The sequence below is a fragment of the Methylocystis parvus genome (genome assembly GCF_049675845.1).
In the GTDB taxonomy this organism is placed as follows: domain Bacteria; phylum Pseudomonadota; class Alphaproteobacteria; order Rhizobiales; family Beijerinckiaceae; genus Methylocystis; species Methylocystis parvus_A.
The window spans coordinates 867,120-890,241 of record NZ_CP187161.1 but is presented as its reverse complement, the minus strand read 5'-3'; the positions used below and the strand labels follow the sequence as shown (position 1 = coordinate 890,241).

Annotated in this window: 24 protein-coding genes and 4 pseudogenes; 8 read left to right on the top strand and 20 right to left on the bottom strand. The window is 61.8% G+C overall.

Annotation, left to right across the window (positions count from 1 at the left end; genetic code table 11):
* Positions 1 to 154 precede the first annotated feature (154 nt).
* A complete protein-coding gene (locus ACPFMJ_RS04810) occupies positions 155 to 706 on the top strand; it encodes an SRPBCC family protein (protein ID WP_424362716.1) in 552 nt (183 codons plus the stop codon).
* 34 nt (positions 707 to 740) lie between these two features.
* Positions 741 to 1,331: an SRPBCC family protein gene (locus tag ACPFMJ_RS04805; protein WP_424362715.1), complete on the top strand. Its 591-nt coding sequence runs from the start codon at positions 741 to 743 to the stop codon at positions 1,329 to 1,331.
* A 199-nt stretch (positions 1,332 to 1,530) separates the two neighbouring features.
* On the opposite strand, the gene ACPFMJ_RS04800 is transcribed toward ACPFMJ_RS04805, so the two are convergent.
* From ACPFMJ_RS04800 to ACPFMJ_RS04780, 5 genes are all read right to left on the bottom strand, one after another.
* Positions 1,531 to 1,866, bottom strand: coding sequence for a hypothetical protein (locus ACPFMJ_RS04800; protein ID WP_424362714.1), 336 nt, complete (start codon positions 1,864 to 1,866; stop codon positions 1,531 to 1,533).
* A 250-nt stretch (positions 1,867 to 2,116) separates the two neighbouring features.
* The gene (locus ACPFMJ_RS04795; RefSeq protein ID WP_424362713.1) at positions 2,117 to 4,471 is read right to left on the bottom strand and encodes a phage protease; all 2,355 of its coding nucleotides are present in this window, start codon (positions 4,469 to 4,471) and stop codon (positions 2,117 to 2,119) included.
* Position 4,472: 1 nt separating this feature from the next.
* Positions 4,473 to 5,111 (bottom strand): helix-turn-helix domain-containing protein, encoded by a 639-nt coding sequence (locus ACPFMJ_RS04790; RefSeq protein WP_424362712.1) that lies wholly within the window; start codon positions 5,109 to 5,111, stop codon positions 4,473 to 4,475.
* A 295-nt stretch (positions 5,112 to 5,406) separates the two neighbouring features.
* Complete coding sequence (locus tag ACPFMJ_RS04785; protein WP_424362711.1) at positions 5,407 to 6,396, bottom strand: ImmA/IrrE family metallo-endopeptidase; 990 nt, start codon at positions 6,394 to 6,396, stop codon at positions 5,407 to 5,409.
* A 71-nt stretch (positions 6,397 to 6,467) separates the two neighbouring features.
* A complete protein-coding gene (locus tag ACPFMJ_RS04780; RefSeq protein WP_424362710.1) occupies positions 6,468 to 7,106 on the bottom strand; it encodes a hypothetical protein in 639 nt (212 codons plus the stop codon).
* A 247-nt stretch (positions 7,107 to 7,353) separates the two neighbouring features.
* Here ACPFMJ_RS04780 and ACPFMJ_RS04775 point away from each other — a divergent pair, with 247 nt between their 5' ends.
* Both ACPFMJ_RS04775 and ACPFMJ_RS04770 read left to right on the top strand, forming a co-directional pair.
* On the top strand, positions 7,354 to 8,259 hold the full coding sequence (locus ACPFMJ_RS04775) for a hypothetical protein (protein WP_424362709.1): 906 nt from the start codon (positions 7,354 to 7,356) through the stop codon (positions 8,257 to 8,259).
* Between the two features lie 112 nt (positions 8,260 to 8,371).
* A complete protein-coding gene (locus ACPFMJ_RS04770) occupies positions 8,372 to 8,857 on the top strand; it encodes a hypothetical protein (protein WP_424362708.1) in 486 nt (161 codons plus the stop codon).
* A 313-nt stretch (positions 8,858 to 9,170) separates the two neighbouring features.
* Here the strand turns inward: ACPFMJ_RS04770 and ACPFMJ_RS04765 are convergent, their stop codons facing one another.
* From ACPFMJ_RS04765 to ACPFMJ_RS04735, 7 genes are all read right to left on the bottom strand, one after another.
* The gene (locus tag ACPFMJ_RS04765; protein ID WP_424362707.1) at positions 9,171 to 9,971 is read right to left on the bottom strand and encodes a hypothetical protein; all 801 of its coding nucleotides are present in this window, start codon (positions 9,969 to 9,971) and stop codon (positions 9,171 to 9,173) included.
* Between the two features lie 10 nt (positions 9,972 to 9,981).
* The gene (locus ACPFMJ_RS04760; protein WP_424362706.1) at positions 9,982 to 10,278 is read right to left on the bottom strand and encodes a hypothetical protein; all 297 of its coding nucleotides are present in this window, start codon (positions 10,276 to 10,278) and stop codon (positions 9,982 to 9,984) included.
* Positions 10,275 to 10,463, bottom strand: coding sequence for a hypothetical protein (locus ACPFMJ_RS04755; protein ID WP_424362705.1), 189 nt, complete (start codon positions 10,461 to 10,463; stop codon positions 10,275 to 10,277). The genes ACPFMJ_RS04760 and ACPFMJ_RS04755 overlap by 4 nt, the downstream gene beginning before the upstream one ends.
* A 54-nt stretch (positions 10,464 to 10,517) precedes the next feature.
* Entirely contained in the window at positions 10,518 to 10,820 is a 303-nt protein-coding gene (locus tag ACPFMJ_RS04750; protein ID WP_424362704.1) for a hypothetical protein, read from the bottom strand.
* A 462-nt stretch (positions 10,821 to 11,282) separates the two neighbouring features.
* Entirely contained in the window at positions 11,283 to 11,690 is a 408-nt protein-coding gene (locus ACPFMJ_RS04745) for a regulatory protein GemA (protein WP_424362703.1), read from the bottom strand.
* A gap of 11 nt (positions 11,691 to 11,701) precedes the next feature.
* On the bottom strand, positions 11,702 to 12,658 hold the full coding sequence (locus ACPFMJ_RS04740; protein WP_424362702.1) for an AAA family ATPase: 957 nt from the start codon (positions 12,656 to 12,658) through the stop codon (positions 11,702 to 11,704).
* 62 nt (positions 12,659 to 12,720) lie between these two features.
* Positions 12,721 to 14,307, bottom strand: coding sequence for a transposase domain-containing protein (locus ACPFMJ_RS04735; protein ID WP_424362701.1), 1,587 nt, complete (start codon positions 14,305 to 14,307; stop codon positions 12,721 to 12,723).
* 554 nt (positions 14,308 to 14,861) lie between these two features.
* On the opposite strand from ACPFMJ_RS04735, the gene ACPFMJ_RS04730 reads away from it, so the two are divergent.
* Complete coding sequence (locus ACPFMJ_RS04730) at positions 14,862 to 15,404, top strand: helix-turn-helix domain-containing protein (protein WP_424362700.1); 543 nt, start codon at positions 14,862 to 14,864, stop codon at positions 15,402 to 15,404.
* 489 nt (positions 15,405 to 15,893) lie between these two features.
* Complete coding sequence (locus ACPFMJ_RS04725; RefSeq protein ID WP_424363788.1) at positions 15,894 to 16,838, top strand: YncE family protein; 945 nt, start codon at positions 15,894 to 15,896, stop codon at positions 16,836 to 16,838.
* Here the strand turns inward: ACPFMJ_RS04725 and ACPFMJ_RS04720 are convergent.
* Positions 16,822 to 18,054, bottom strand: coding sequence for an FAD-dependent oxidoreductase (locus tag ACPFMJ_RS04720; protein ID WP_424362699.1), 1,233 nt, complete (start codon positions 18,052 to 18,054; stop codon positions 16,822 to 16,824). The genes ACPFMJ_RS04725 and ACPFMJ_RS04720 overlap by 17 nt on opposite strands.
* Positions 18,055 to 18,185: 131 nt before the next feature.
* Here ACPFMJ_RS04720 and ACPFMJ_RS04715 point away from each other — a divergent pair, with 131 nt between their 5' ends.
* The gene (locus ACPFMJ_RS04715; protein ID WP_424362698.1) at positions 18,186 to 18,593 is read left to right on the top strand and encodes an NADH:ubiquinone oxidoreductase subunit NDUFA12; all 408 of its coding nucleotides are present in this window, start codon (positions 18,186 to 18,188) and stop codon (positions 18,591 to 18,593) included.
* A gap of 88 nt (positions 18,594 to 18,681) precedes the next feature.
* Positions 18,682 to 19,458: a DUF2155 domain-containing protein gene (locus ACPFMJ_RS04710; RefSeq protein ID WP_424362697.1), complete on the top strand. Its 777-nt coding sequence runs from the start codon at positions 18,682 to 18,684 to the stop codon at positions 19,456 to 19,458.
* Between the two features lie 31 nt (positions 19,459 to 19,489).
* Here the strand turns inward: ACPFMJ_RS04710 and aat are convergent, their stop codons facing one another.
* From aat to aroQ, 7 genes and pseudogenes are all read right to left on the bottom strand, one after another.
* Complete coding sequence (gene aat, locus ACPFMJ_RS04705; RefSeq protein ID WP_424362696.1) at positions 19,490 to 20,158, bottom strand: leucyl/phenylalanyl-tRNA--protein transferase; 669 nt, start codon at positions 20,156 to 20,158, stop codon at positions 19,490 to 19,492.
* 510 nt (positions 20,159 to 20,668) lie between these two features.
* Positions 20,669 to 20,827 (bottom strand): annotated as a pseudogene (locus ACPFMJ_RS04700) (acetyl-CoA carboxylase biotin carboxylase subunit); the annotation flags it as partial.
* Between the two features lie 179 nt (positions 20,828 to 21,006).
* A pseudogene (locus ACPFMJ_RS04695) lies at positions 21,007 to 21,387 on the bottom strand (hypothetical protein); the annotation flags it as partial.
* A pseudogene (locus ACPFMJ_RS04690) lies at positions 21,284 to 21,796 on the bottom strand (biotin carboxylase N-terminal domain-containing protein); the annotation flags it as partial. The pseudogenes ACPFMJ_RS04690 and ACPFMJ_RS04695, both read right to left, overlap by 104 nt.
* Positions 21,718 to 21,906: pseudogene (locus tag ACPFMJ_RS04685) on the bottom strand (biotin carboxylase N-terminal domain-containing protein); the annotation flags it as partial. The pseudogenes ACPFMJ_RS04685 and ACPFMJ_RS04690, both read right to left, overlap by 79 nt.
* Positions 21,907 to 21,915: 9 nt before the next feature.
* Positions 21,916 to 22,524, bottom strand: coding sequence for an acetyl-CoA carboxylase biotin carboxyl carrier protein (gene accB, locus ACPFMJ_RS04680; protein WP_424362695.1), 609 nt, complete (start codon positions 22,522 to 22,524; stop codon positions 21,916 to 21,918).
* 16 nt (positions 22,525 to 22,540) lie between these two features.
* Positions 22,541 to 22,972, bottom strand: a complete 432-nt coding sequence (aroQ, locus tag ACPFMJ_RS04675) for a type II 3-dehydroquinate dehydratase (RefSeq protein WP_424362694.1) — start codon at positions 22,970 to 22,972, stop codon at positions 22,541 to 22,543.
* Positions 22,973 to 23,122: the final 150 nt, after the last annotated feature.

Here is a 23,122-nt window from a genome sequence, read left to right as displayed (position 1 = left end):
TGATTCGCTGCTTACACTCCAATGAGCAACCTTTGACATTCGGTGGCTGGCGAATGCAAGGCCATCCACCCTTGACGCCGCCGCTTCCGGCGCCCTTATGTGCGGGACCGCCCCGCAGAGGCGGCCCAGGAGAGGTTTCCCAGGAGAAATTCCCATGTCCTTTGGTATTGCGCGCCGCGCTGTCGTCGTTGCGGCCCTGTCGCTCGTTTCCGCCGGGCTCGCCACGGCCCCGGCCTTCGCGCACGGCCCCTCGCGCCAGAAGGTCGTCGAGAAGATCGAGATCAACGCGCCGGCCGACAAGGTTTGGGCCATCGTCGGCAATTTCCAGGACATGAGCTGGCATCCCGCCGTCGCCAAGACCGAAGGCACGGGCGGCAACGATGTTGGCGCCAAGCGCAAGCTGACGCTCAAGGACGGCGGCGTGATCGAGGAGTCCGTCACGAAATATGACGCGGCCGGCAAGTCGATCGCCTACAAGATCGACAATGTCGACGTGAAGGTTCTGCCGGTGAACAACTATTCCTCGACGATCACCGTCAAGGACGCGGGCGGCAAGACCGAGGTCGAATGGAAGGGCGCCTTCTATCGCGGCTTCATGAACAACGACCCGCCGCCGGAGCTCTCGGACGAAGCCGGCGTGAAGGCCGTGACCGGCGTCTACAAGGCCGGCCTCGAGGCTCTGAAGGCCAAGGCCGAAGGCAAGTAATTCCAGCGCGAGAGGGGCGCCGGGAGGATTTGGAATGTCCAGCCTGTCGCGTCGCGCCGCGCTCTTCGCGCTAGCGGCGCTCGCCCCTCTGGCCTCGGCGGCCCGCGCCGCCGAGGGCGAGGTTCCGGTTCCCGGACCGAATTCCTGGGCCGCGCATGGCGCGGCCCCGCTCAAATCCGTCGAGACGATCCTGATCGACGCGCCGCCCGACAAGGTCTGGGCGGTGATCGGCGATTTCGCCCATTACGACTGGCTCCCCGGCGTCGCGCGTGTCGAGGCGAGCGGCGGAAATACGCCAGAGAAAGCGAAGCGCAAACTCGTCATGGCCGACGGCGGCGCCGTCGAGGAGACGCTCGTCAAATGGGACGCCGAGCGCATGACGCTCGCCTTCCATCGTGACCATGACGACGTGAAGCGCTTTCCGGCGATCAATTACATGACGCATGTGACGGCGAAGCCCGCCGAGCGGGGCAAGACGCTCGCCGAATGGAAGGGCCGATTCTATCGCGGCCATCCGTTCAACGACCCGCCCAAGGGGCTGGACGACGACACGGCGCTCGCCGCCGTCACGAAGCTGCATCGCGCGAATCTCGCGGCGTTGAAGGCTCGGGTGGAGGGGCGTTAATTCCCTCGCCCCGCTCGCGGGGAGAGGGTTAGGGTGAGGGGCGAAGCGTCCGCGCGGCGCCGCGGATTCTACGACCGATGTCTCCAGACAGTAGGTTTTGAAGTTAGGGACACAAGGTTTTTTCGGGTTCACTCGGTTTTAGCCCCTTTCTCGCGAACCCTTGGGGACCGTCAAGGGAGCGCTCGCGCGCCCGAGAGAATTATTTCCGGCGCGCCGCCATATGCTTCACGTGATAGCGGTTAATCGCAGACTTACTTGGTGTCCGCGCCACCCCGAATTTCTGGACACAGGCCGCGTGGATTTCTTTCAGGAGCATCCTCCCAAGATGTTCGTTCAAGAAATCGGCCACTTCGCGGTCGCGATCGATACGTGAGCGCGTTGGGGGCGGGAGAAGGACTTGGCGGGCCGCGTTGCCGTACAACTTTCGCAGCCGAATCAGCTCCTCGTATTCGGCGAGCGGTATCGTGACGACGGGCACGCCCGCGACTGAGGACGGACCGACCGGGAGAGCGCTTTCAATCGCCTTTTCTGACACCTTCTAACCTCCTTCAAAGCCGCTTTGAGGCACCCTCAAAACGGTCTTTTGGTTCAGGCCAAATCGTGCAGCGCGCCATCGCGCGCCGAGCGGATGCACCGGTCCTGAAGCCGGGCGAGCTTCGCGTGGGCGCCCGCGAGGTTTGGCGCTGGCATAGATATTTCTGCCCGCGCACCGGGCCTGCTTGCTGGAGCGTCGCGGGCGCCGGCGCACCTGAGCGTCCAGATCAGTCATCGATCAACCCGCCTTCTCAGGCCACGCCGAGCGCAGTGGCGGCTTTGCCCACGGCCTCCAAATAGGAGACCGAACCGCCGTTCTGTGCCATCATTGCGCGAGCGTCCCTCGCGATACGATCCGCCGTCGTGACCGACGCGTCGCCACCTTCCGCGAGTGCGACGGAGCCGCACCAATCGAGCGTGTGCCCAATGGCTTCCGCTTCCGCCATCAGGACGCTCGCCTTCTCGACCAGGCGCAGAGCCCCATTGACGCCCTTTGTCGCACTGACCGAACTGGCCCGCGTGATGCTATCCAGCGCTTGCAAGAAGCTCACTGGTCGGGAAGAGCCCGCCGTGCGAGCCATGATTTCGCGGCTTTGCGACAACAGGTGACCGACCTCGCGAGAAAAGGCTTCTGCGCCGCCATGCCCGTCGCGTTGGGGGTCGTTTCCGGCGGTTGCGAGCTGGACGGCTTCGCACCAGTTCAGGGCGTGGCCGGCGGCTTCAGCCGTCCCCATGAGTGCGTTCGCCCGCTCGACAATCGCAACGGGATTGTCCTTATCGACCGGCTGCGAGACGTTCGGGCGAGAACTGCCGCTCGCCAAAGCAGCGGAGGCCTGCTTTTGGAGCCCAAGCCGACGATTGGCTTCGGCGATAGCTTCCTCTTCGGCCATCACGCGCCCGGCTGCGAGCGCCGCCATGCGGATTTCATGGGCCTTCACCCCGACGATGGTCGCTTGCTCCAATTCGTCGAGATGCTTTCCGCCAAGTGCGCCTTCGGCCATCAATTGCGCCAGTCGCTTCGCGTCGTCGCGGCTGAAGCGAGCGCCGTTTTTCAGACCCTCGACAACAAGCGCGGAAATCGTCGCTTCGTCCGCGCCATCGCCCGTCTTGACGGCGCCGCCAGACGCCGAGAGCCGCGCGTCCGCGACCGCTACGGCGTCCGAAAAGCTCATCATCAGCCCTTCGGCCGCAGCGTTGGCGACAAGCCGCTGCGCCTCTTCGGCGATAATCCGGCCCTGTCGCTGCGCCTCAATATTTGAGGCGGCTGCCTGACGCCGCTCTTCGTCGAGACGCTGGACAGGATCAAGGGCGCGCGAGGCTTTCGCGCTCTCTGTAGAGGACTGCCCCCATTCCTGAAGCTGTTGGAGCGCATAGGCAGGGTCGCGCCTCACGAGCGCATCTGCATCGGCGCTGGCCCTGCTGGTGGAGAGCCCCGCGCGCTTATACTCGGTTTCGAGCCGAGTCGTCGTGTAAAGCAGCAACTCGCCTTCGCTCAAAGCTCGGCTGCGCGCATATTCGGCCATAATGTCGATTGCGTCGCCGCCTGGCGCTGCCGCCATCTGGCCAGCGTCGTCAGAGAGCTTCGGGGCCTGATAGCCGCGCTCTTGCCGCGCAACGTCATTGCCGAGAGCGCGAGCCTTCACGAAATTTCGAGCCCGACGCACAAGGGAAAGCGATTTCAGCCGCTTCACCTTGCCGCCCGGCTCCACAAAGAAGGCGGGCGACACAGCGGCATAGACTGCGAAAGCGCTTTCCGCTTCTCTTTCCCACTTGATCTTCGCTTCGAGCCGACCTCCGCTGATGCGAAGATCAACCACGTAGCCGAGCGGCGGCTCCGAGAAATCTTCCCCCGCCTCGAATGCCCGTTCGGCGCGGTGATCCAATCCAACGGGGAATTCGCGATAATCTTCGTCCCGGCCTCGCGTCGCCTTCGCGAAATTGTCGACAACCGACTTGCCGTCGATATAGAAAACGTGTTCTTCGAAAGTCTCGACGAAGCCGAGGGCCGGGAACACGTCAACCCAGTCAGGCAAGGAGCGCCCGCGCGGCACAGGCGGGGCTACGACGCCGTAAATCAGCTCTCCTGTCTCCGCTGCCGCGAGCGCCGCGCTACGCGCCGAGCCGTGCACGCCCTGAGCGCTGGCCAACGCCTGCTGCTGTCCAAGTGCCGGCGCGGTAACGAGGGCGACCGCTTTCAGTCGCGTTGTCTTGTTTCCATCGCCCTCAGCGGTATGCCAAAAGGAGGGGGAAACGTAGCGATACTCACGCGCTGCCAGCGCTTCCTTGCCTTTGGCGCCCCAATCGACCTTGCCCCGCAAGGCGCCGCGCTCGATTTTCAGGGCCGTGATCCAGCCGACGGCGGGCGCGCCCATGCCTTGCGCCATGGCCGTATCGGTCGCGTGATTGAGGTCAATGGGAAGCTCGAGCCCATCGGCCTCGAAAGCGCGCATAATGGCTTCCGCATCCACGGTGTAGCTGCGTCCGTCCCGCGTTTTTATCTGTCCGATCTTGGGAAAGATCGTAATCCACTCGGGCGCCGATCCGTTCTTCGGGAGGGGCGCGTCGATGGCGAAAAGCGAGAGTTCTTCAGTCTTGCGAGAGCGCATGTCAGAGGCTTCCCTTTTTTTGTTTTTTCTTCCGCCAGCGCGCGCGATAGCGGTGAACGGTCCTCACGTGGCAGCCGACTTCGCGCGCGATGTTTCGGGCGCTCTCCCCACGGCTCAGCAGTTCTGAAATCCGTAGCTCCCGCGCAAGGCGCGGCATGGGGTCCATCGGGACCAGCATCTTTCCGCCGATCGGAAACAGCTCGCGCGCGATAAGGAGCGCGTTCTCGCGCCCAACCACGCGCACTAACCAATCCCCTCTTCCCGCGCGGATGGTTTCGGCACAGGGAAAGGTTACTTCCGTTCCGCCATAAGCGCGTGCGAGGGCGAGAGCGGCTTCGACGCCAGCGACATCCGCGACCTCCCGCAGGAAGTTCGGAAGCTCATGCAAGTATGGGGCATTCTCTCGCCGTGCTTCCTGGGAAAGCGGAACATCGAACGCGCCGCCGCGCGGGAAGACCTTGCGCGCGATGGCGAGCGCAGGACCAGGCCCCACCAGATCGACCAGCCATCCTCCATCCCCGGCACGAACGGCATATTCGCTGGGGAACTCGGCGCGCGTTCCACCTTTGACGCGCATGATGGCCGTCGCAACGTCTGCGCCCGCTACTTCGGCGATTTTCGCCAGCAATAGATTGCCCACGCGCAGCCCTTCTTGAAGAGAGCGCGCCGCCGTTATGGAGCCCCCGGCGGCGCGCTCAATACGCGAGCAAGCCGTCCTCGCGCGAGAAAACGCTACGCGGCGGCGTGACACGTGTCCGCCCTGACATTGTCAGGCGGGCCACAACTTCGCAGGAAGGGGGTCGCGCTCGCGCCGCTGACAGTTGTCAGGCAGTCCGCGCCAGAAGGGTGCGGCAACAGGATGCGCGCTCTTGCGGGCTCGTCAAGAGAGGTTGATGTCAGTTGACGGGCGTCAAGCTTTCGCCAACAGCCAACGATTACACTAGTCTAAGTCCGCCAAGGTTCCGCGCGCCGCCATCCTGTAGGGGGGCCGCTATTCCAAAGAGCAGGTTTGAGAGCTCCCTTTCTGGGATGAGAAGCTCCTTCGCAATATGAGCCAGCGTTATTCCTTCTGACCACAGTGCAGTCAGAATTTTTTTCCAGATTTGTGATGTCTCGCGCTCTATTCCGTTCGGCTCTTCGCTCCGCCCAATTTTGTTTAGCTGGATGTAGTTTCCTCGATAGCTCCAATCGGACAGTAGCCCATGTTTATGAAGGGCGTAGTTTAGGGCGGCGGCCGAGACACGCCAACGCTTCTTTCCCTCAAGGATGTCATTGAGTGACCTCACATACGGTAGGTGGGCGCACAAATCAGCTGGAGGCATTAAGAACGCGGAAGCAAAAGCATTTGCTTCATCCTCTGCATTTCTATGAATGGGGCCGCCATGTTTATGCATCACCAAGTGACCAAGTTCGTGGGCCGCGTCGAACCTGCTATGCTCCGCCGTTTTCAGAGTATTCAAAAATACGTATGGCCGTTCATTGCGCCAAAACGAATAAGCGTCGAGATGGCGCGTTTCCTCAACAAGCGAAAACACCCTGACGCCGTGCGCTTCTAGAACATTTATCATGTTTGCAATCGGCTTTTCTCCGATACCCCAGTGGGCGCGCAATGCAGCTGCCGCTTCGGTTGGGGTTCTGTTGATTACCTGCGGAAGAGAATGCGTCGGAAGCTCAAAGCGGTCATGAACCCAATCGTCAATCTCGAAGGCAAGCATGGCCGCAGCTAGCGCCGCATCACGAGCGCCAGCTGTCAACGATCTATGAGACCTAAAGCTCACCGCTCCCGGATTTGGAGCGTCTAGGATGGGGCGCTCAAAAAACGCTCTTCCATATCCGGACAGCGAGCAAACTTTGTCCAAAATATCGTCGCTGAGAATGCCAGTGCTCTCGAAACGATGCAGAGTTTTCCTGTCGACGCCGAGCATCTCGGCGAATCCAATCTTAGTCAGTCCAAGCCGCAGCCTGACCAACTCAACCCGGTCCGGATTAGGCATGACTATTTGCGTCTTACGGTGATGTCGATCACTTCGAACGCCGACTCAGATTTCTTGGCCGGTGAGATGGGCGCATCGGTGCCGTCCAGGAGAAAAATCCTCGTTGCGAAATTCGAGAAGAACTGGCCGTCGAAATCGATGGGCATCGATAGTTCAGCTTTGGGCGGCCGTTCATCGTCCAGGTGCATTCCTAGAATCCATGTCCGGTAACCGTCCACATCGATCGGGGCCCCCTTGTCGATCAGGCCGGGGATCCAGGCCGTTCGATTGCACAAAGACTTTTGTCGGCTGATCTCGCCTTTTGGGGAACGATTTGAAGGAGTGACCAATCGATCACCCGCCCCCTCATCAAAATTACAGGGAACAACTCGTATTCGTGTTCTTGGGTTTTTTATCGCGACCTGATTGTAGGAATTATCCAGCTCCCAATCCCGGTCGCGGCGAATGTAGAGCTCCCGCAGCTTTCTTCCGGCACGGGCATAGGCGACCATATTGCCAAAGCCGAGCGGATCATAAGGGGTGCAAAGGGCGCGCTCGGCTTCAGCATACAAGACAGCGGTCACAAGCCCCGCCTTGTCGAGCGCCATAGACGCAAGATGGGCGTCGACATCGAGGGGATTGGTAACGAGTTTCGGTTCCATAGCAATGCCCCAGTTTCTTGCATCAGATGATGCAGAAAAATGGGACATTCGTCAATGGCCATCACGGCATCTCGGCGCATCCTGGGGCGGTTTCTGACGATTCGGCATAACTGCTCGTCAGGCGCGGCGGCGCAAAATCCCGATATTATGGCACAAGCGAGACAAAGGGCCGTTTCTCATTAGAATCGACTCCACTCAGCGGAGCTTACGTGAGACAACTTCGGACATTGCCGAGTCGGAGGTTTCTATGGCGCGAACGAATTCCTACCTGTTTTGTCGATACCAGATTTTGATTGATGGTGTTCCGCTAACCGCAGATGGCGAGTGGGAGACGTTCGAAGAACTCGTTGGCAGGCCGATAGCCTATCGTAAGCGTGACCCGAAGCCGGACGATGCCGACACTTACATGCTCAAGACGCGTCAGAAAACCGTTGGTAAATATAGAATACATACTTGGGAAATAGCTCAAGATATAAAATACAGAGAGCGGAGCAGGTACCGCAAATCGGATGACGAAATAGTTAATGAGGTTGTTGCAACAGATGAAATGAAGCATACAAAATTCGTAGCTATCCCGAGGCTCGGTGTATTTGCTGTTAGCGACAATGTTAGTGAGCGATCTCTCGGCGCGCGTGCGGCCGTAAACAGGTTCAAGGCTATATTGGAAACGTCAGACGAAGAGTGCGATGTAATCATCAACTTCGCGGGCAGCCCGCAAGATGCGGCGAGAGCTTTGGAGACGTGGGAGCTCGACCAGTTCTCTTTCACAGTAAGACCCTTCAACCCTCACCCTATGAAGCTCGGCGAGACACTGAGCGAAATGATCAAGTCCGACAATATCGCATCAGTTAGGGGCCTAGCTCTGCCCAATGAGGGGCAGAAAATGCAGGACAGCAGCAAGGGTTTGATATCCGAGGCCCGTGGTTTAGCGGACGCCGGCTATGGCCAATACGGAGCCAAAGGAACGACGCCGGATGGGCTGAAGGCGAGCATCGCAAAACCTAAATTTTCACTCGATAAAACAAAGAATTCCGAAGCTCAGGCTAGAAATAGAGTCTTAAAGGTATATATTGACAAAGGAGAGGCTGAAGAGGACGAGGAGAGAGCGATCGTAAAAGCTCTAATAGACCTATATGAGCGACCAGAGGAATAGGCCAAGATTTTTAGAATCTTGGCTAGACGACATCAGAGATGATATCTCACGCTACGGTGCAAGGGCGCTTGTTCCGTGGACAGTTCTTGTTTGCCTTGCGTCCGGCTCATTGGTGACATGGGTGATCCCAGAAGAAGGTTTTTGGGATAAGCCAGAAATATCCATGGTGTTCTTTACCGCCATACTTACTTTGAACGGGCTTCTGCTCGCGTTATCTTGGAGTAGCTTCGGTAAAATTTACGAAATCGCAGCGCGCCCTCAATTGGCAAAATTTTTAAGGGCGAAGAAGCTTTTGCAACAATATATCTTTCACGTTGATTTTATTCATTATACGCAGGTTTTTGCTTTGGCGATGTCTTCAGTAGCGTTGGTTGCGTGCGTGGCAAAAGAGCCTCCACTTGCGGTCTCAATCGACTACATATCGCTGTTAACAATCCAGCGCGCGGCGATGGTCCTATGTGTGTCTAGCTCGATTTATGCACTACGATACGCGCTTGGGGCGGTGCGGATGATGCAAGATTTGGTTTGGCACGCTTCTGATCCAAAGTTCGCCGAAACGCCTGAACTAACAGTTCACAGCGGCGGCAACCAGCGATAGTCTTCTCGCGGAGATTGCGTTCATCTTCACCGTGCACGTTTCGCTAACTGGTTTTTTTCCGCCCCGGCGCTGACCCAGTTCGAACCCTGGTCCATAACGCGGGCGTTAAAGCACCATCAAACGCGCTGGGCACGTTTTTCCGGCCGGCAGGGCCCATGACAGCGGAAATCCGTCGCAACGCATCCATGGGCCATTTCTGAGGCTTTGCCTCTTCGGGTTGGGAGAGTCTGGAAAACGGCCCCCAAAACGCGCGAAGCCGGCGGCGCCCTGTCGGCGCGGCCGGCTTCATATCTTCCCGCCGTTTGGCGGGCCGTCAGTTGGGGACGGATGCTGCCCCATCAAGGGCCGCGTCGGCGGGGCAGGCGACGCCCAAAGAGAGCGGGAAGGGCTGGCGCCCGGCCACTTCGTCGCCAAGCTCGGCGGCGACGGCGTCAGCGAGGGCGGCGGCGCCCGGAACAGGGCGCATCTGGTCCCCGCTGGCCTCGGGTGTGGCGACGCCGATCAGCCGGCCATCCAGGTCCAGGACAAGCGCGACGGCGACAGGGTCCGCATTCGGGGTCAGCACGCGCACCCGCTCCCCGTGCATCGGTTGCAGCGCATCGCAACTGAAGAAGTGCGCGCCGATCAGGACGCCCCCGTGTTCCACATTGGAGGCGATCTCTCGAAAGTCCCTTACCGAGCAAATATGCGGAGGAACGTGGCCGCCTTCCCGCGCCTGAGCCAAAGCGATCTTGGCGAGCGCAAACGCTGTGGCTTCTTTCAGCCCCGGCGCCTCGGAGGCCTCGCTCGCCAGGACCTCGATAGAGCGGCCGAGCGCGGCGGCGCCGCGAAGCAGCTTGCCGGCCCCGTGCGCTCTTTCCGGGATGGCGTCCAGGGCGCCGAGCGCCTGGCCAAGGCGGCCGGCTTCGGAGAGCGCCTGTCCCGCGCCGGCCCCGTCTTCAGGGAGCGAGCCAGAAACCTCTTCAGCCAAAGCGGCGACGCGCCGGCCGATCGCCGCCGCGCCGGGCAAGAGAACGCCCGCGTCGGCGTGGGCGCGGGGAACCGCTTCCAACGCGTTGAGAATGGCGCCGAGGGCGCTGATATCGGAAATGGCATTCGAAAGAGCATGGGTCATTTGAGGCGCCTCAATTGGCAGGAAGGGAATGGAGAGCGCCGGCGCGACGCCGCGCCGGTTTGATGGTTGGAAGGCCCGCGCGGCGCGGCGCGCGGAGTCGCGGCGGCTTGCGCTTCTTCGGCGGCGCCAGGGCGACGCCGAGAAACTCGGCGCGGCGGATGCGCGCCTGAGCCCAGAAGAAGCAGAGACAGCGCTTGCGGGGCCAATCGTCCGCGCCCTTCGCCCGCATATAGGCGAAGAGCCGGTTGGCGCCGGCGACGATCGCCGCGCGGTCGTAGCTCCCGTCTTGTTTAAGGAGCGGCTTCATCGGCGCGCGGTCCTTAGCTCTTCCACCCTGGCGACGCCGAAGGCTTCCTCCGCATCCAAAATCCGGTCGGACAGCAGCCTTCCGAACATGCGCAGGCCGCGACTTGCGGCGTCTAGGTCGCACTCTTCCGAGGTGAAATCGACAACCGTCAGAAGCTCCGCCAGTTGCGCTGCCTCCCAAGCCATTCGCCGGGCCTCGACAGGGCTACGCTCTTCATTCTTCTTCATAGCCGCCCCCTCTCAGCGCAGATCCAGCGCGTCTCTACCGCGCATCAGTTTGTCCGCCGCTTCGCAGGCCAGACCGGAAAGAACGCCGCCGAATTCGCGAAGGGCGGCGCTGACCGGCTCCCGCTCTTCGTCGCCCGCTTTGGTCAGGTCGACCACGCGAAGCAGCTCCGGGAGGGCGGCGAGGCGCATCAGAAGAGCGTCAACGTCGTCGAGAAAGGCGAAGTCCTGGCCCGTGAGGTTGTGTCGCGCGGCACTCGCCGCGTGGTTGAATTCTTTACCTTCTTCCGCAATGGTTCCAGCGGGTCGCTTCGTCATGGGTTCTCTCAATCTCTTGGGGTTGCGATCCATGCGAGGCGGGCGGTTGCTGCCGCTCGTCTCGCGCTTTTCAAGCCGCGATGCACGGCCTGATCTCTTCAGCCGGAAATAAGCGCAGTCTTTGCGATTATCTCCGGGATTGGCGCGCGGCTTGCCGAGTCTTGGACCAGGTAAGCCCATTTGGTCCTCGCCGGCGGTTCATCTTGGTTGCTTCCATCGAAAGGAACCGTGTCAGCTCTGCGAGTGTCTGAAAGCCGAGGCCCATTAATTCGCCGGAGGGGTAACAGATGGCGAGGGTCCAGCTATTATTTAGAAGGTGTCCGTTTGGCGCTTTAGCGGGCTCACAATATGTGATTAGAAATGTTGCTCTGTGCACATCGTTGCAGCCGATCAATACGCGTTGCAGCTTGGCCTCGTAGCCAAATTTGCACGCCGTTCGCGTTCTCGGTTTCATCACGATCCTCATGCCGCCTTCGAGTTCTTACGCGCAACCATTTTGCGGAGGCCGGTGATCGCCTTGCCCGCCGCTTCAGCGGGGAGGAACCGCAGCGCCGAAATTTGAAAGCTGCGTTCGAGCCAGGCATTGAGCGCCTTTTCATCTCCGTCCGAGGCCCACTGCGCCCAAAGCTTGCGGATCAAGGCCACCTGTCGCGAAGTCGCCATACCACGGCGCAGGCCGAAGCTGCGTTGCGGCGTGAGCGGGAAACCCTGGCGCTTCGCTTCCGCGACAAGGGCGTCCAGCCCATATTCGGTCAGGTCCTTCGCGCTGTCGACGCCTGCCGTCCGGCGCAACAGATGGCGGTAGGTTTCTTCGTCGCCGAGATGCTTCTTGATCGCCTGGACAAGGCGCATTTGCTTCGTCGTCAACATGGTTCCTTCTCCTACTCACGGGCTTCCAAGGTCACGGCCGCGAGATTGGCCCAGGCCCGCTGGATGTGTTCGAAGCCGATTTCCTGATCCTCGTTTGCGGCGAAGAGGGCAGCCCTTTCATAGGCCCGCGCGATGCGCCGCAATCCCGTAGCTTGGCTGGCATATTTGCGAAGGAATTGTCGCGTTTCCTTGCAACCGTTGCCCCACGCTGAAAGCAGAGCGTCGACATCGTTCGGCTTCGCCGCCCCGATCCGCAGCGGAGCAAAGACGCGCCCTTCCAGTTGCGGAAGCCGAGCGATCTTGTCGGCGAGGTCCGAATGGCCGGCGAAAACGACGCCGATTTTCGCCCGATCGTGCAAGGTGCGGATCGCTTCGAAGCCGTTGTCGCTAAGGTGTTGCGCTTCGTCGCAGATCAAGAGGCCGTGGGTGCGCGTCAAGCGCGCGACGATTTCCCGGCGTAGTTCATCCGGTCGCCTTGGCAGATTTGAGATGCCCAGAGCGAACGCGACTTCAACAAAGGTCGCATAGACGCTCTTCGTATCGCGGGAGAACTCGCATCGCCAGACGGACGGCTGGGTTTGTGTGAAGTGTTCCGCGGCCATTGTCTTGCCAATGCCGGAAGCAGCGGCGACGTAAGTGATATATCCGCCGGCCTTGGCGAGGTGGAGGGCGTTGAGGATTGCCTTGGTTGTCGGCGGCTCCGGCGTAAATACGCGAATGCGTTCCAGCAAGGCTGTGACGCTCGCAACGCTATCGGAGGTCGCAAGCCATGCACTGAGTTTGCGAGCGACTTCTTCAGTGTCTCCCTTGTAGCTGTTGCTCAGGAATTGAGAAATGGTTGCCGAGCTAACGCCGATTTGTCTCGCCGCCTCAGCCTGCGACAGGCCGCGCTCTCGCAACGCATCGCGGGCTTTGAGGATGACGGCTTGATGATCCGTTGTCGTTGAGTTAGCGTCATTATTGTCCATAGCGATCTTCCATCGTCAGTGGCAAAGCGGGGCTGGGCGAAGGCGATCGTCCGGCCCCTTCGTTATCCGCCAAACCCATAGCGGCGAACTTTCTCCAGGCCTGCGAGTGTGGCGGCGATGTCCTTCTCAAGGTCGACGGAGGAAGCGGGTTTCGGCGTCTGCTTGAAGACAGGCGCGATGATGGGCGTATCCGGCGGCGGCGAGGGCGACAGCGGAGCGGGAAGCGCAGCCGACATTTCGAGCGCGTCCATAAGATTGCGCGCTTTTGCGGCTTCCTTCGTTGCCCGCGCGACAGCCCGTTTCTGACGGATATGCTCGCGCGCTTGGTCAACGTTGTTGAAGCCGCGTTTTTCGATTAGCGGAACGGCTTCATCGATCACGCGTTCGTCGATCGTCTCGGCGAGGATTGGCGCATTAAGGTCGTCGGGATTGAACCGAATGACGATTTTTTTGCCGGCATATTCGCGAAGCTTTTCCGATTGGAAGCGGTTTTGATAGGGGCGCTTGCCGAGAAAAACCTCACCGGACGGCGATACGGTTTGCTTCGACGCGATAGAGAAGAAGTATCGGCGCTGGATTTCCGTGAGCTTGCGGACCGCGACGCCTTGCAACCCGGCCTCGAAGGTCTCCTTATGCGATTTATTGAAAGCGACCTTGCTGCGGCGATCGATGCGCGTGTTGTAGGCTTCGACGGCTTCGGCGAGCACGGCTCGAAAAGCCTCTATGTCAACCGCGCACTCGCCGTAATTGGCGGGCTTGTGGACGGGCGAGCGTCCGCAATAAGCCCCTGCGAGACGAGGGTGCTTCTCTGACCGCTCTTTGAGTTCGGCAAATCCTCTTTCAATAAGCTTCGAACGGCCGTTGTAAGGGAGCGTGAAGCGCACCTCACAACCAACACGTGGCAGAATTCCGGGGATGTCTTCTGCACTTTCGGAGAACCTGAAGCGGTTCTTGGCGCCCGCTGTGAGCCCTTTGTTTGCGGCGGCGCGTGTGTTGTCGAAGGTGATAGACCGGGCGACTCCGAAGGACGAAAAGGCTTTGACGATCACGCGGCGATAGGACGCCGAGCTTTCCGTCTCCGCAACCTCCCAGCCGAGAATGAAATTGCTCGCGCTGTCCTGGAGCATGGTGACGGTTGGACGAAAGATGCGCTCTCCGTCGCGGACCATTACATCGTGCCTACGGGCGTCCATATTCCAGTTGTCCGGTGATTTCATCCCGGACCGGTCGCGCTCGGCGTGAATAAGCGCATCGCTTACGGCCTTGTCGCCCTCCCGCAGTTGCTTTCGGACGAGCGACGGGAGGTCATTGAAGCGCCGCAGTAGCGTCTTGAGAGAGGGCGCTTGGCCCCAGCCATTGTGCTTGGCGGCGGCGAGGGTGCGTTCATAGACGGCTTGCGCCTGGGGCTGTTCTACCCGCCCGTAGTCGCTGAAGAAGTAGCGGACGATTTCCGGGTTGATTTCGCCCTTAGGCCGGCCCTTGTAGTCTTTGACGAGCGCAGAGAGCCAATCATTCTCGGGAAGGCCATCTATGGCTTTCAGGGCATTCCTGACCGTCGCGGGCGTGATGCCGAAGGCGGTTGCAGCCGCGCGCCGCGCCACCGATTTGGGGGCTCCCGCTTTAATCTCGGCATAGTAGCGGAGGACCATCGCATGGCGCCGGGCCGCATCTTCCTTGACCGATTTTGGAGCCGCGAGGTAGCGACGGTGAAGGGAGAGCGACTCGTCTTCGCCTTCCGCCTTTGCTGCCAGTGCGACGGTCCTGAGGGCGGGCGGCAACGTGTCTACTTCGAAAAGCAGTCCCTTTTGCCCTCCGGCGACCGTCCCTTCAATCGCCTTCGCGCCTTCTTTTTGAAGCCGCGCCCTAAGCGTCGATTTGTGACTCGGGAAATTGGCTCCCCGCGCTATTTCGGCTAGTTCTGAGAGGCTAATGGCCTTCATATCTGCGAGCCTCGCTCGCGGAGATATTCGGCGATTTCTTCACGCACTTGCCGCGCTTTAGGCCCCTCCCAAGAGCCAAAGCAGGCGGCTCTCACATTTTGATGGCGAAGGCCCCTGGATCGGCACCAACCGGTCAAACTCTCCCCGACGCGCACGAAGCCGGCCCGCACTTCATTGTAGAATTGCGGTCCGGGCTGGGGCGTGATACGCATTTTCGTTGAAGGCATATGCCAACGGTATAACGCAACCACGGTGATGTCAACGTGAATGAGTTGAAATCGATCGACGCGGGAGAGGTTCTCGACAGGCTTATGGCTGTTGTCGGGGCGGAAAACGATAATCAACTGTCCGCCAAGACTGGGGTTGCTCAAACAACGATTTCTACCTGGCGGAAACGTGGGAAAGTGCCTTATGAGATGTGTGCAGACGTTTCGCAGAAATATAATATTTCGGTGGATTATCTACTGTTTGGATCGATACCTAGCACTCCGCTTCAATATGTCGAGATTGCTCCCATCGTCCCCGACCTTTTTATAATTTGCTGGGGTCGTGCAGAAAGAATAGTCCGGCTTAGGAAGTCGCTCGATACCCGAGAAGTCTGCGTTCTCCTCTATAATCACATCGTCGAAAGCGCCCTTAAATCGAAGAAAGGCAAGGAGATTACAATCGAGCAATTGGTTTTTGCAGAGGAACTAATGGAGGAAATCCACGATGCAGATTATTACGCATCGATTGGAAAGGTTATCGAAGATCGTTTAAGAGCGCTGCCAGACGGTTTCTTTGGGGATTTGATCCGCCAGAAATAGCGAAAATGCGTGTGCCTTGACGCCGCACACCGCACACCTTTAAATGCCGCAAGATCCGCTAAGTCGCTGTTTTCACTACGGCCAGATTCTCGGCAGGTGTGCGGTCTTAGCCCTCCCACGCCCCACACCCCCTCACCTTTTTGGGCAGAGGCCAACACCGTAAGGGGTTGTTTTTCCTACCTTTGCTTTATGGGGAGGTGTGGGGTTTTTCGTGAACACTGCCTAAATTTGGAAAAACCATTTGTCTGCCACCCATCACAACTCATTGTTTTTGCTCGCGCGCAAAATCAGCCCGTGAAAAACCTTTTGTCCGCCTTCAACCGAGAGAACATCTTGTTGCTTGATAACGGCCTTGCCCCTCACCCCAACCCTCTCCCCGCGCGCGGGGAGAGGGGGCAGGGCGCCGCCTTCAACGACGCTCTCGATGAAGGCCGCAATGTGCTCCCACTCCCGCTTGCGGGGGAGGGTTGGGGAGGGGGCCGCCCGTCTATTCGTGCGGCGCTTGCCTCGATTGCATTGCTCCTCGCGACGCCGGCCCTCGCCGACGAAGCCTTCGTCACGACCCAGGGCGCCGACGCGCTCGACATTATCGACGTCGCGACCATGAAGCCGCTGGCGCATCTCCCTATCGGCGGAAAGCCGGCGGGCGTCGCGGTGAGTCTCGACGGCGCGCGGGCTTACGTGACGAGCCCAGAGGGCAAGTTCCTCACAGTGGTCGATGCAAAATCCCGCAAGGCGGCGCGTCGGATCGACGTGCAGGGGGGCCCCCTCGGCGTCGCCGTCGCGCCGGACGGCAAGCATGTTTATGTCGCCGATCTCTACGGCCGCCGCCTCATTGAGATCGACCCCGATAAAGGCGAGACGCGCAGCGTCGGCGTCGGCGCCATGGCGTCTGGAGTCGCGGTGACGCCCGACGGCAAGACCATCCTCGTCGCCGACCGAGACGACAACTGCGTTTCGATCATTGACGCGGCGAGCTTTCAGCGCGTCGCCATCATCCCCGTGGGCAAGCATCCCTTCGGCGTCACGATCGACGCCGCCGGCGCCCGCGCCTATACGGCCGATGTCGAGTCCGACAGCGTGAGCGTGATCGACATCGCGGCCCGCAAGGTCGTGGGGACGCTGAAGACCGAAAGCCGGCCTTACACCGTGGCGCTTGCAGGCGGTCGCATCTTCGTCGCGAACCAGCACGACGACAGCGTCAGCGTTTTCGAAGCGGCGACGCTCGCGCCGGGCGGGACGATCAAGGTGGGCGAATATCCGGAAGGCATCGCCGCGAGCCACGACGGCGCGCGGGTTTACGTCGCGAATTGGTTCTCGAACGAGCTTTGGGCGATCGACGCGAAGACCCTGCAGGTCGTCGGGAAGGCCGAAACGGCGGATGGGCCGCGCGCCTTCGGCGCCTTCGTGAGAAAGGTCACGCCCTCTCCCTGATATACGGCGCGACGTGTTCCGGGCGCAGACCGATGCCCATGACGCGGGCCGGGATCTGCCGCAGGAACGGGACGGCGTCGAGCGCGCGCAAGGCCAGCGGCGGCTCAAAGGGCTTGCTCGGATCGAGCGCGCTTGTGACGACCCGATTCTGGATCGCGAGCTGAATGCGTTGGGTGGCCTTGGCGGGAAATTCCCGCCGCGCCTGAACGGCGGCGACATCGCTGTCCTGCAGCGTCCCCGCAGCCAGCTTGGCGCCGAGCAGATTGGCGGTCGCGACGGCGTCCTGCACAGCGAGATTTACGCCGACGCCGCCGACCGGCGACATGGCGTGCGCCGCGTCGCCGATGCAGAGCAATCCCGGCAGGCTCCATTTCGCCAGCCGGTTCACCTGAACGGTCAGGAGGTTGATCTTGTCCCATCCGTCGAGTAGGCCGGCCCGGTCGCCGAGATAGGGCAGGGCGTCGACGAGCGCGGCGCGAAACGCCTCGAGGCCCCGAGCGCGTATGGCGTCCGCGCCTCCCTTGGGGATCACCCAGCCGCATTGCCAATAGTCGCCGCGGTCGATCATCACGATCATGCGGCCGGGCGCCATGCGTCCGAAGCTCTGGTCGGGATCGCTTTCCTTGCGCGGCATCTTGAACCAGAAGACGTCCATTGGCGCGCCGTAATCCTCGGGCGCGAGATGGGCCACGGCGCGCAGCGTCGAGCCTCTGCCGTCCGCCGCGACGACGAGATCTGCGCGGATTTCGACCGGCCCTTCCGGGGACGTGGCCATGACGCCCACGACGCGCTCGCCCTCCCAGATAAGCTGGTCGCCGGCGGTGCGCATCATCAGTCGGAAATTCGGCAGCTTCTGCGCCTCGCAGGCGATGAAATTGAGAAAGTCCCATTGCGGCATCAGCGCGATGAAATTGCAGGGCTTCGGCAGGCCGCTGAAATCCCCGAAAGCGTAGGTGCGGTCGCCAATGCTCACGCCGATCCGATAGGCCTTCTGGTGCGGGAGGCGCAGAAATTCATCGAGGAGCCCGAGCTCCTGCATAATTCTGAGAGTCGAGGGATGGATCGTGTCGCCGCGGAAATCTCGCAGGAAATCGGCGTGCTTTTCCAGCACGATGACGTCCGCCCCCGCGCGGGCGAGGAGGAACCCCGCCATCATGCCCGCCGGGCCGCCGCCCACGACGCAGCATTGGCAAGTGGCGCGGAGCGTTTCAGCCATTGGGCAAGCCTTTCATCCTCAATAATTTGTCGAACGATGCCGGGAGACGGCCCGCGCGGCCTTAGAATCGCTGGACACCGGCCCCCGCCGACGCCATAAGGGGCGCAATCCGACTACACGCTGGAGCCAGCATGTCCATCATTACCCGATTCTTCACCTGGTGGAACAAAGCGACCCTCTCGACGGGCCTTTGGACGATCCTCTACGGAGAGCGCGTGGGGACGGACGAATTCGGCAACGTCTATTATCGCCGTCGCGGCGGCAAGAAGGACAAGGCGCTGGGCATCGAGCGCCGCTGGGTGATCTTCAACGGCTATTGCGAGGGGTCCGCGATCCCGCAGGGCTGGTATGGCTGGCTGCATCATACGGTGGACACGCCGCCGACGAAGGAAAACTACGTCCGCAAGGAATGGGAGCTGCCGCATCAGCCGAACATGACCGGCACGCCGCTCGCCTATCGCCCGCCGGGCTCGCAGCTCTCGACCGGCGAACGCACGCCGACGGGCGGCGACTATGTCGCGTGGCGGCCGGAGGGCTGATCAGGCCCTCTCCACGGAAACGCCTTTCTTGTCTGTTTATGTTGCTCCAGCGTTTTCCTCTGGCCGCCTCAAGCGGCGCGGTGACCCCATGATCTCATCTCTTCGTTACGGCCTGGCGCTGGGCGCTTTCGCGGCGGCTCTCCTTGGCGTGGCCGCCGCCGAGCCGATCCGCCATCCGACGGCCGTCTTCGCCGGTCTCGACAAGACGACCGGCCGCATCATCAATTTCGACGTCGCCATCGACGAGACCGTGCAGTTCGGCTCGCTGAACGTGACGCCGCGCGTCTGCAACACCCGCCCACAGACCGAGGCCCCGCAGACCACCAGCTTCGTCGAAGTTGACGAACTCGTCGCAAAGCAGGAACGCCAGGCCAAGCTCGAGCTGAAGGAAGCAAAGACCGACGCCAAGCCGGATCTGAAGCAGGAAGCCAAGCGTATCTTCTCGGGCTGGATGTTCGCCGCGAGCCCCGGCCTCCATGGCGTCGAGCACCCCGTCTATGACGTGTGGCTGGTCGATTGTAAGGGCGGCAAGGAGAACGCCCCGGCGCCGGTCGCCGCCTCCGAAACGCCAGCGGCCCCCGCCGACGGCTCGGCTGCGCCCGCGCCCGAGTCGGGCAAGAAGAAGAAGTCGCGCAAGGTCGAGCCCAAGGCCCCTGCGCCTGTCGAGAATGCGCCGATTGGCCCGGCAGACGCGGCGCCGCCCCAGCCAGCTCTGGACGCCGCCCCCGCGCCGGACGCCGGTGCGGTCGGAGAGGCGCCGGCGCAACCTGCGCCTGCGAAGAAAAAGAAGAAAAAGCCGGCCGCGAACGCCCCTGCTGCAACGCCGGTCGAACCGCCGGCGGGCGGCGGTCTGCTGCCGTTCTGAGGCGTCCGCTCGCGGTTTGCGGCGCGAGCGGTCAATCCTCCAGGGCGGCGAGCGCCTGTCGGCCGGAGACCTTCTCCTCCGGCTTCCAGACGTCGAACTTCGCCACGACGCAGAGCGCTTCCTCCAGCGCCCGGTGATAGGCCTCGCGGGAAATCTCGATCGCGCCGAGCGAAGCGAGATGCGAGGTCATGAACTGGGTGTCGAGGAGCTGGAAGCCGCCGGCGCGTAGCCGGGCGACAAGGTGGGTGAGCGCGACTTTCGAAGCGTCGCGCTCGCGGTGAAACATGCTCTCTCCGAAAAAGGCCCCGCGCAGCGCTACGCCATAGAGGCCGCCGACGAGCTGACCCTCGCGCCAGCACTCGACCGTATGCGCGAAGCCCATGTCGAACAGCTCGCGGTAGAGACGGCGGATCTCGCAATTGATCCAGGTCTTTTCCCGGTCCGGCGCCGGGGCGGCGCAGGCGTCGATCACTGCGTCGAAGTCCCGGTCGACGACGACCTCGAAGCGGTCGGAACGCACGGTCTTGGCCAGCGAACGCGAGACGATGAATGTGTCGAGCGGAAATATTGCGCGCTTTTCCGGGTCGACCCAGAAGAGCTGATCGTCCTCGGCGCTTTCCGCCATGGGAAAGAGGCCGATGGAATAAGCGCGCAGCAGGAGCTGCGGGGTGATGGCGTAGGGCGCGCCCGGCTTGGACATGAATTCAGGATAGCGCCGATTTCAATAAAAAGCAGCGGGATCAGGCCGACTCCGGGGCCGAATGCGGCCCATATCAGGCGCCCAGCCAGGCTAGCGCCAAAATGGGCCGAGAGGTTCGACTGCGTCAGTCGGCCATCTTGCCTGCAATCCGATCTGGCTGGGTCAGCGCCTGCGCCCAGAAGGCGGCCTCGGATTCGGCAGCCGCGTTGGGGCACCGGAACTCATCGTGACCCCGGCTGCGGAAATGCTCTGCAGCGGATTTTAACGAGAAGGCGGCGGGGGCCGACGCGCCTATTGCACGCGCCTGAAAGTAAAAGGCTACACTCTAAACGATAAGGGCGGCTCGAATTGCTTCGAGCCGCCCTTGAATGCCGACAAATCTGAGTGTGGCTTCTCAGAAGCCCGGCTCGATGCCCCCGGTCGCGAGGAAGTGCTCGAGCCAGTGGATGTCATAGACGCCGTTCTGCACGTCGGAATTGCGCACGAGCGTGCGAAACAGGGGCAGCGTGTGTCGATGCCGTCGACGATGAACTCGTCGAGGGAGCGGCGCAGGCGCATCAGCGCCTCGGTGCGATTGCGGCCGTGAACGATCAGCTTGCCGATGAGCGAGTCGTAGTTCGGCGGGATCGCGTAGCCCTGATAGACCGCTGAGTCGACCCGCACGCCGACGCCGCCCGGCGGGTGGTAATAGGCGATACGGCCCGGCGAGGGACGGAAGGTCGCGGATGCTCCGCGTTCACGCGGCACTCGATCGCGTGGCCGTAGAACTGAATGTCTTCCTGCTTCATCGACAGCGGCGAACCCGCGGCGACGCGGATCTGCTCGCAGACGAGATCGACGCCGGTGATCATCTCCGTGACGGGATGCTCGACCTGGATGCGCGTGTTCATCTCGATGAAGTAGAACTCGCCATTCTCGTAGAGGAACTCGACCGTGCCTGCGCCGGCATATTGCAGCTCGCGCATCGCCTTGGCGCAGGTCTCGCCGATCTCGGCGCGCTGAGCGTCGTTGAGGGCGGGCGACGGGCTTTCCTCGAAGACCTTCTGGTGGCGGCGCTGCAAGCGAGCAGTCGCGCTCGCCGAGATGGATCGCTTCGCCCTTGCCGTCGCCGAAACACCTGATCTCGATATGGCGCGGCTTCTGCAGATATTTCTCGATATAGACCGTGTCGTCGCCGAAGGCCGCTTTGGCTTCCGTGCGCGCCGTGGCCATGGCGACGCCGAGGTCATGCGCGTCGCGCGCGACCTTCATGCCGCGCCCCCCGCCGCCGGAAGCGGCCTTCACCAACACGGGAAAGCCGATCTTCTGCGCGACCTTCAGCGCTTCCTTCTCGCTGAGCACCGGACCGTCTGAGCCCGGGACGCAGGGGATGCCGAGGCGTTTGGCGGTCGCCTTCGCCTCGATCTTGTCGCCCATGATCCGGATGTGCTCGGATTTGGGACCGATGAAGGTGATGTTGTGCTCTTCGAGAATTTCCGCGAAGCGCGCGTTCTCCGAGAGAAAGCCGTAGCCGGATGCACGGCGTCGGCGCCCGTGATCTCGCAGGCCGAGAGCAGGGACGGAATGTTGAGGTAACTGTCGCGCGCCGGCGGCGGGCCGATGCAGACGCTCGTCGGCGAGCTTGACATGCATGGCGTCGGCGTCGGCCGTCGAATGGACGGCGACCGTCGCGATGCCGAGCTCTTTCGCCGCGCGGAGATGCGGAGCGCGATTTCGCCGCGGTTGGCGATCAGGATTTTATCGAACATTCGCGAACCTTATTCGATCACGAGGAGCGGTTCGCCATATTCGACCGGCTGTCCGTCTTCGACAATGATGGCCGTCACCACGCCGGATTTCGGCGCGACGATGTCGTTGAACGTCTTCATCGCCTCGATCAGCAGCAGCTTGTCGCCGGCCGAAACGCGCGTGCCGATCTCGATGAAGGGCTTGGCGTCGGGATTGGGGCGCAGATAGGCGGTGCCGACCATGGGCGACTTCACCGCGCCGGGATGGTCCGCGTAAGACTCCTCGACGACCGGCGCAGGGGCCGGCTTGGGAGCTGCGGCAGGCGCCGGGGCGGCGGGCGCGGCGGCGACAGGGGCCGGCGCAGGCGCATAGGCGTGGGCGGCGGGCGGCGCCGCGATCGTCACGGTAGCGGGAACGGAAACCGGCGCCGGGGTGCGGGCGGCGCGAATGCGCAGATCGCCCTTCTCCACCTCGAATTCCGTCAGGTCGCTCTCGGCGACCAACTCCGCGATGGTGCGCAGGAGCGCCGGGTCGATCATCGGGGCCGGCGCGGCGGGCGCGGGCCGGGCAGCGGCGGGAGCGGCGGCCGGTTTGCGGCCGCGCGCGGCTTTCGAAGGCGTTTGAGCTTTGCGCGCCATGTTTCCCAGGTCTTTCTCAGATGTTTTCTAGAACGGCCTCGAGGGCCAGGTAATATGAAAGTGGGCCGAAGCCCAGGATCACGCCCCGCGCCGCCGGGGAGATGTAGGAGTGGTGACGGAAACTCTCCCGCGCATGAACGTTGGAGAGATGCACCTCGATCAGTTCGGCCTTGGCGCCCTTGATCGCGTCATGGATGGCGATCGACGTATGCGTGTAGGCGCCGGCGTTGAGGATGACCGGCGCGCCCGCTTCTCCCGCCTCCTGAATCCAGGTGACGAGATCGCCCTCATTGTTCGACTGTCGGAAGACCAGCGAAACGCCACGCGCTTTGCAGCGCTCTTCGAGTGTCGCGCGGATGTCGTCGAGGGTCGCGGTCCCGTAGACAGTCGGCTCCCGCTTGCCGAGGAGGTTCAAATTCGGACCGTTGAGCACGTATACGACAGGCATTGCGGTCCCGAACGATCAAATATCCCCAAAGCGCGACGCGCGTTCTCTCTTAGCCTCATTGCAGCCGCAAAGGAAGCCCGTCCGCATGACTGCGCGCTCCGCGAAGTCACACGGAGCGCGCAGCCAAACCGTCGATTGAACGGGTCTTTT

Coding starts and splice junctions, on each gene's coding strand:
- ACPFMJ_RS04810 (WP_424362716.1), top strand. CDS start 155: ATGTCCTTTGGTATTGCGCGCCGCGCTGTCGTCGTTGCGGCCCTGTCG.
- ACPFMJ_RS04805 (WP_424362715.1), top strand. CDS start 741: ATGTCCAGCCTGTCGCGTCGCGCCGCGCTCTTCGCGCTAGCGGCGCTC.
- ACPFMJ_RS04795 (WP_424362713.1), bottom strand. CDS start 4,471: ATGCGCTCTCGCAAGACTGAAGAACTCTCGCTTTTCGCCATCGACGCG.
- ACPFMJ_RS04785 (WP_424362711.1), bottom strand. CDS start 6,396: ATGCTCGGCGTCGACAGGAAAACTCTGCATCGTTTCGAGAGCACTGGC.
- ACPFMJ_RS04780 (WP_424362710.1), bottom strand. CDS start 7,106: ATGGAACCGAAACTCGTTACCAATCCCCTCGATGTCGACGCCCATCTT.
- ACPFMJ_RS04775 (WP_424362709.1), top strand. CDS start 7,354: ATGGCGCGAACGAATTCCTACCTGTTTTGTCGATACCAGATTTTGATT.
- ACPFMJ_RS04765 (WP_424362707.1), bottom strand. CDS start 9,971: ATGACCCATGCTCTTTCGAATGCCATTTCCGATATCAGCGCCCTCGGC.
- ACPFMJ_RS04760 (WP_424362706.1), bottom strand. CDS start 10,278: ATGAAGCCGCTCCTTAAACAAGACGGGAGCTACGACCGCGCGGCGATC.
- ACPFMJ_RS04755 (WP_424362705.1), bottom strand. CDS start 10,463: ATGGCTTGGGAGGCAGCGCAACTGGCGGAGCTTCTGACGGTTGTCGAT.
- ACPFMJ_RS04750 (WP_424362704.1), bottom strand. CDS start 10,820: ATGACGAAGCGACCCGCTGGAACCATTGCGGAAGAAGGTAAAGAATTC.
- ACPFMJ_RS04745 (WP_424362703.1), bottom strand. CDS start 11,690: ATGTTGACGACGAAGCAAATGCGCCTTGTCCAGGCGATCAAGAAGCAT.
- ACPFMJ_RS04740 (WP_424362702.1), bottom strand. CDS start 12,658: ATGGACAATAATGACGCTAACTCAACGACAACGGATCATCAAGCCGTC.
- ACPFMJ_RS04735 (WP_424362701.1), bottom strand. CDS start 14,307: ATGGTCCTCCGCTACTATGCCGAGATTAAAGCGGGAGCCCCCAAATCG.
- ACPFMJ_RS04720 (WP_424362699.1), bottom strand. CDS start 18,054: ATGGCTGAAACGCTCCGCGCCACTTGCCAATGCTGCGTCGTGGGCGGC.
- ACPFMJ_RS04715 (WP_424362698.1), top strand. CDS start 18,186: ATGTCCATCATTACCCGATTCTTCACCTGGTGGAACAAAGCGACCCTC.
- ACPFMJ_RS04710 (WP_424362697.1), top strand. CDS start 18,682: ATGATCTCATCTCTTCGTTACGGCCTGGCGCTGGGCGCTTTCGCGGCG.
- aat (WP_424362696.1), bottom strand. CDS start 20,158: ATGTCCAAGCCGGGCGCGCCCTACGCCATCACCCCGCAGCTCCTGCTG.
- accB (WP_424362695.1), bottom strand. CDS start 22,524: ATGGCGCGCAAAGCTCAAACGCCTTCGAAAGCCGCGCGCGGCCGCAAA.
- aroQ (WP_424362694.1), bottom strand. CDS start 22,972: ATGCCTGTCGTATACGTGCTCAACGGTCCGAATTTGAACCTCCTCGGC.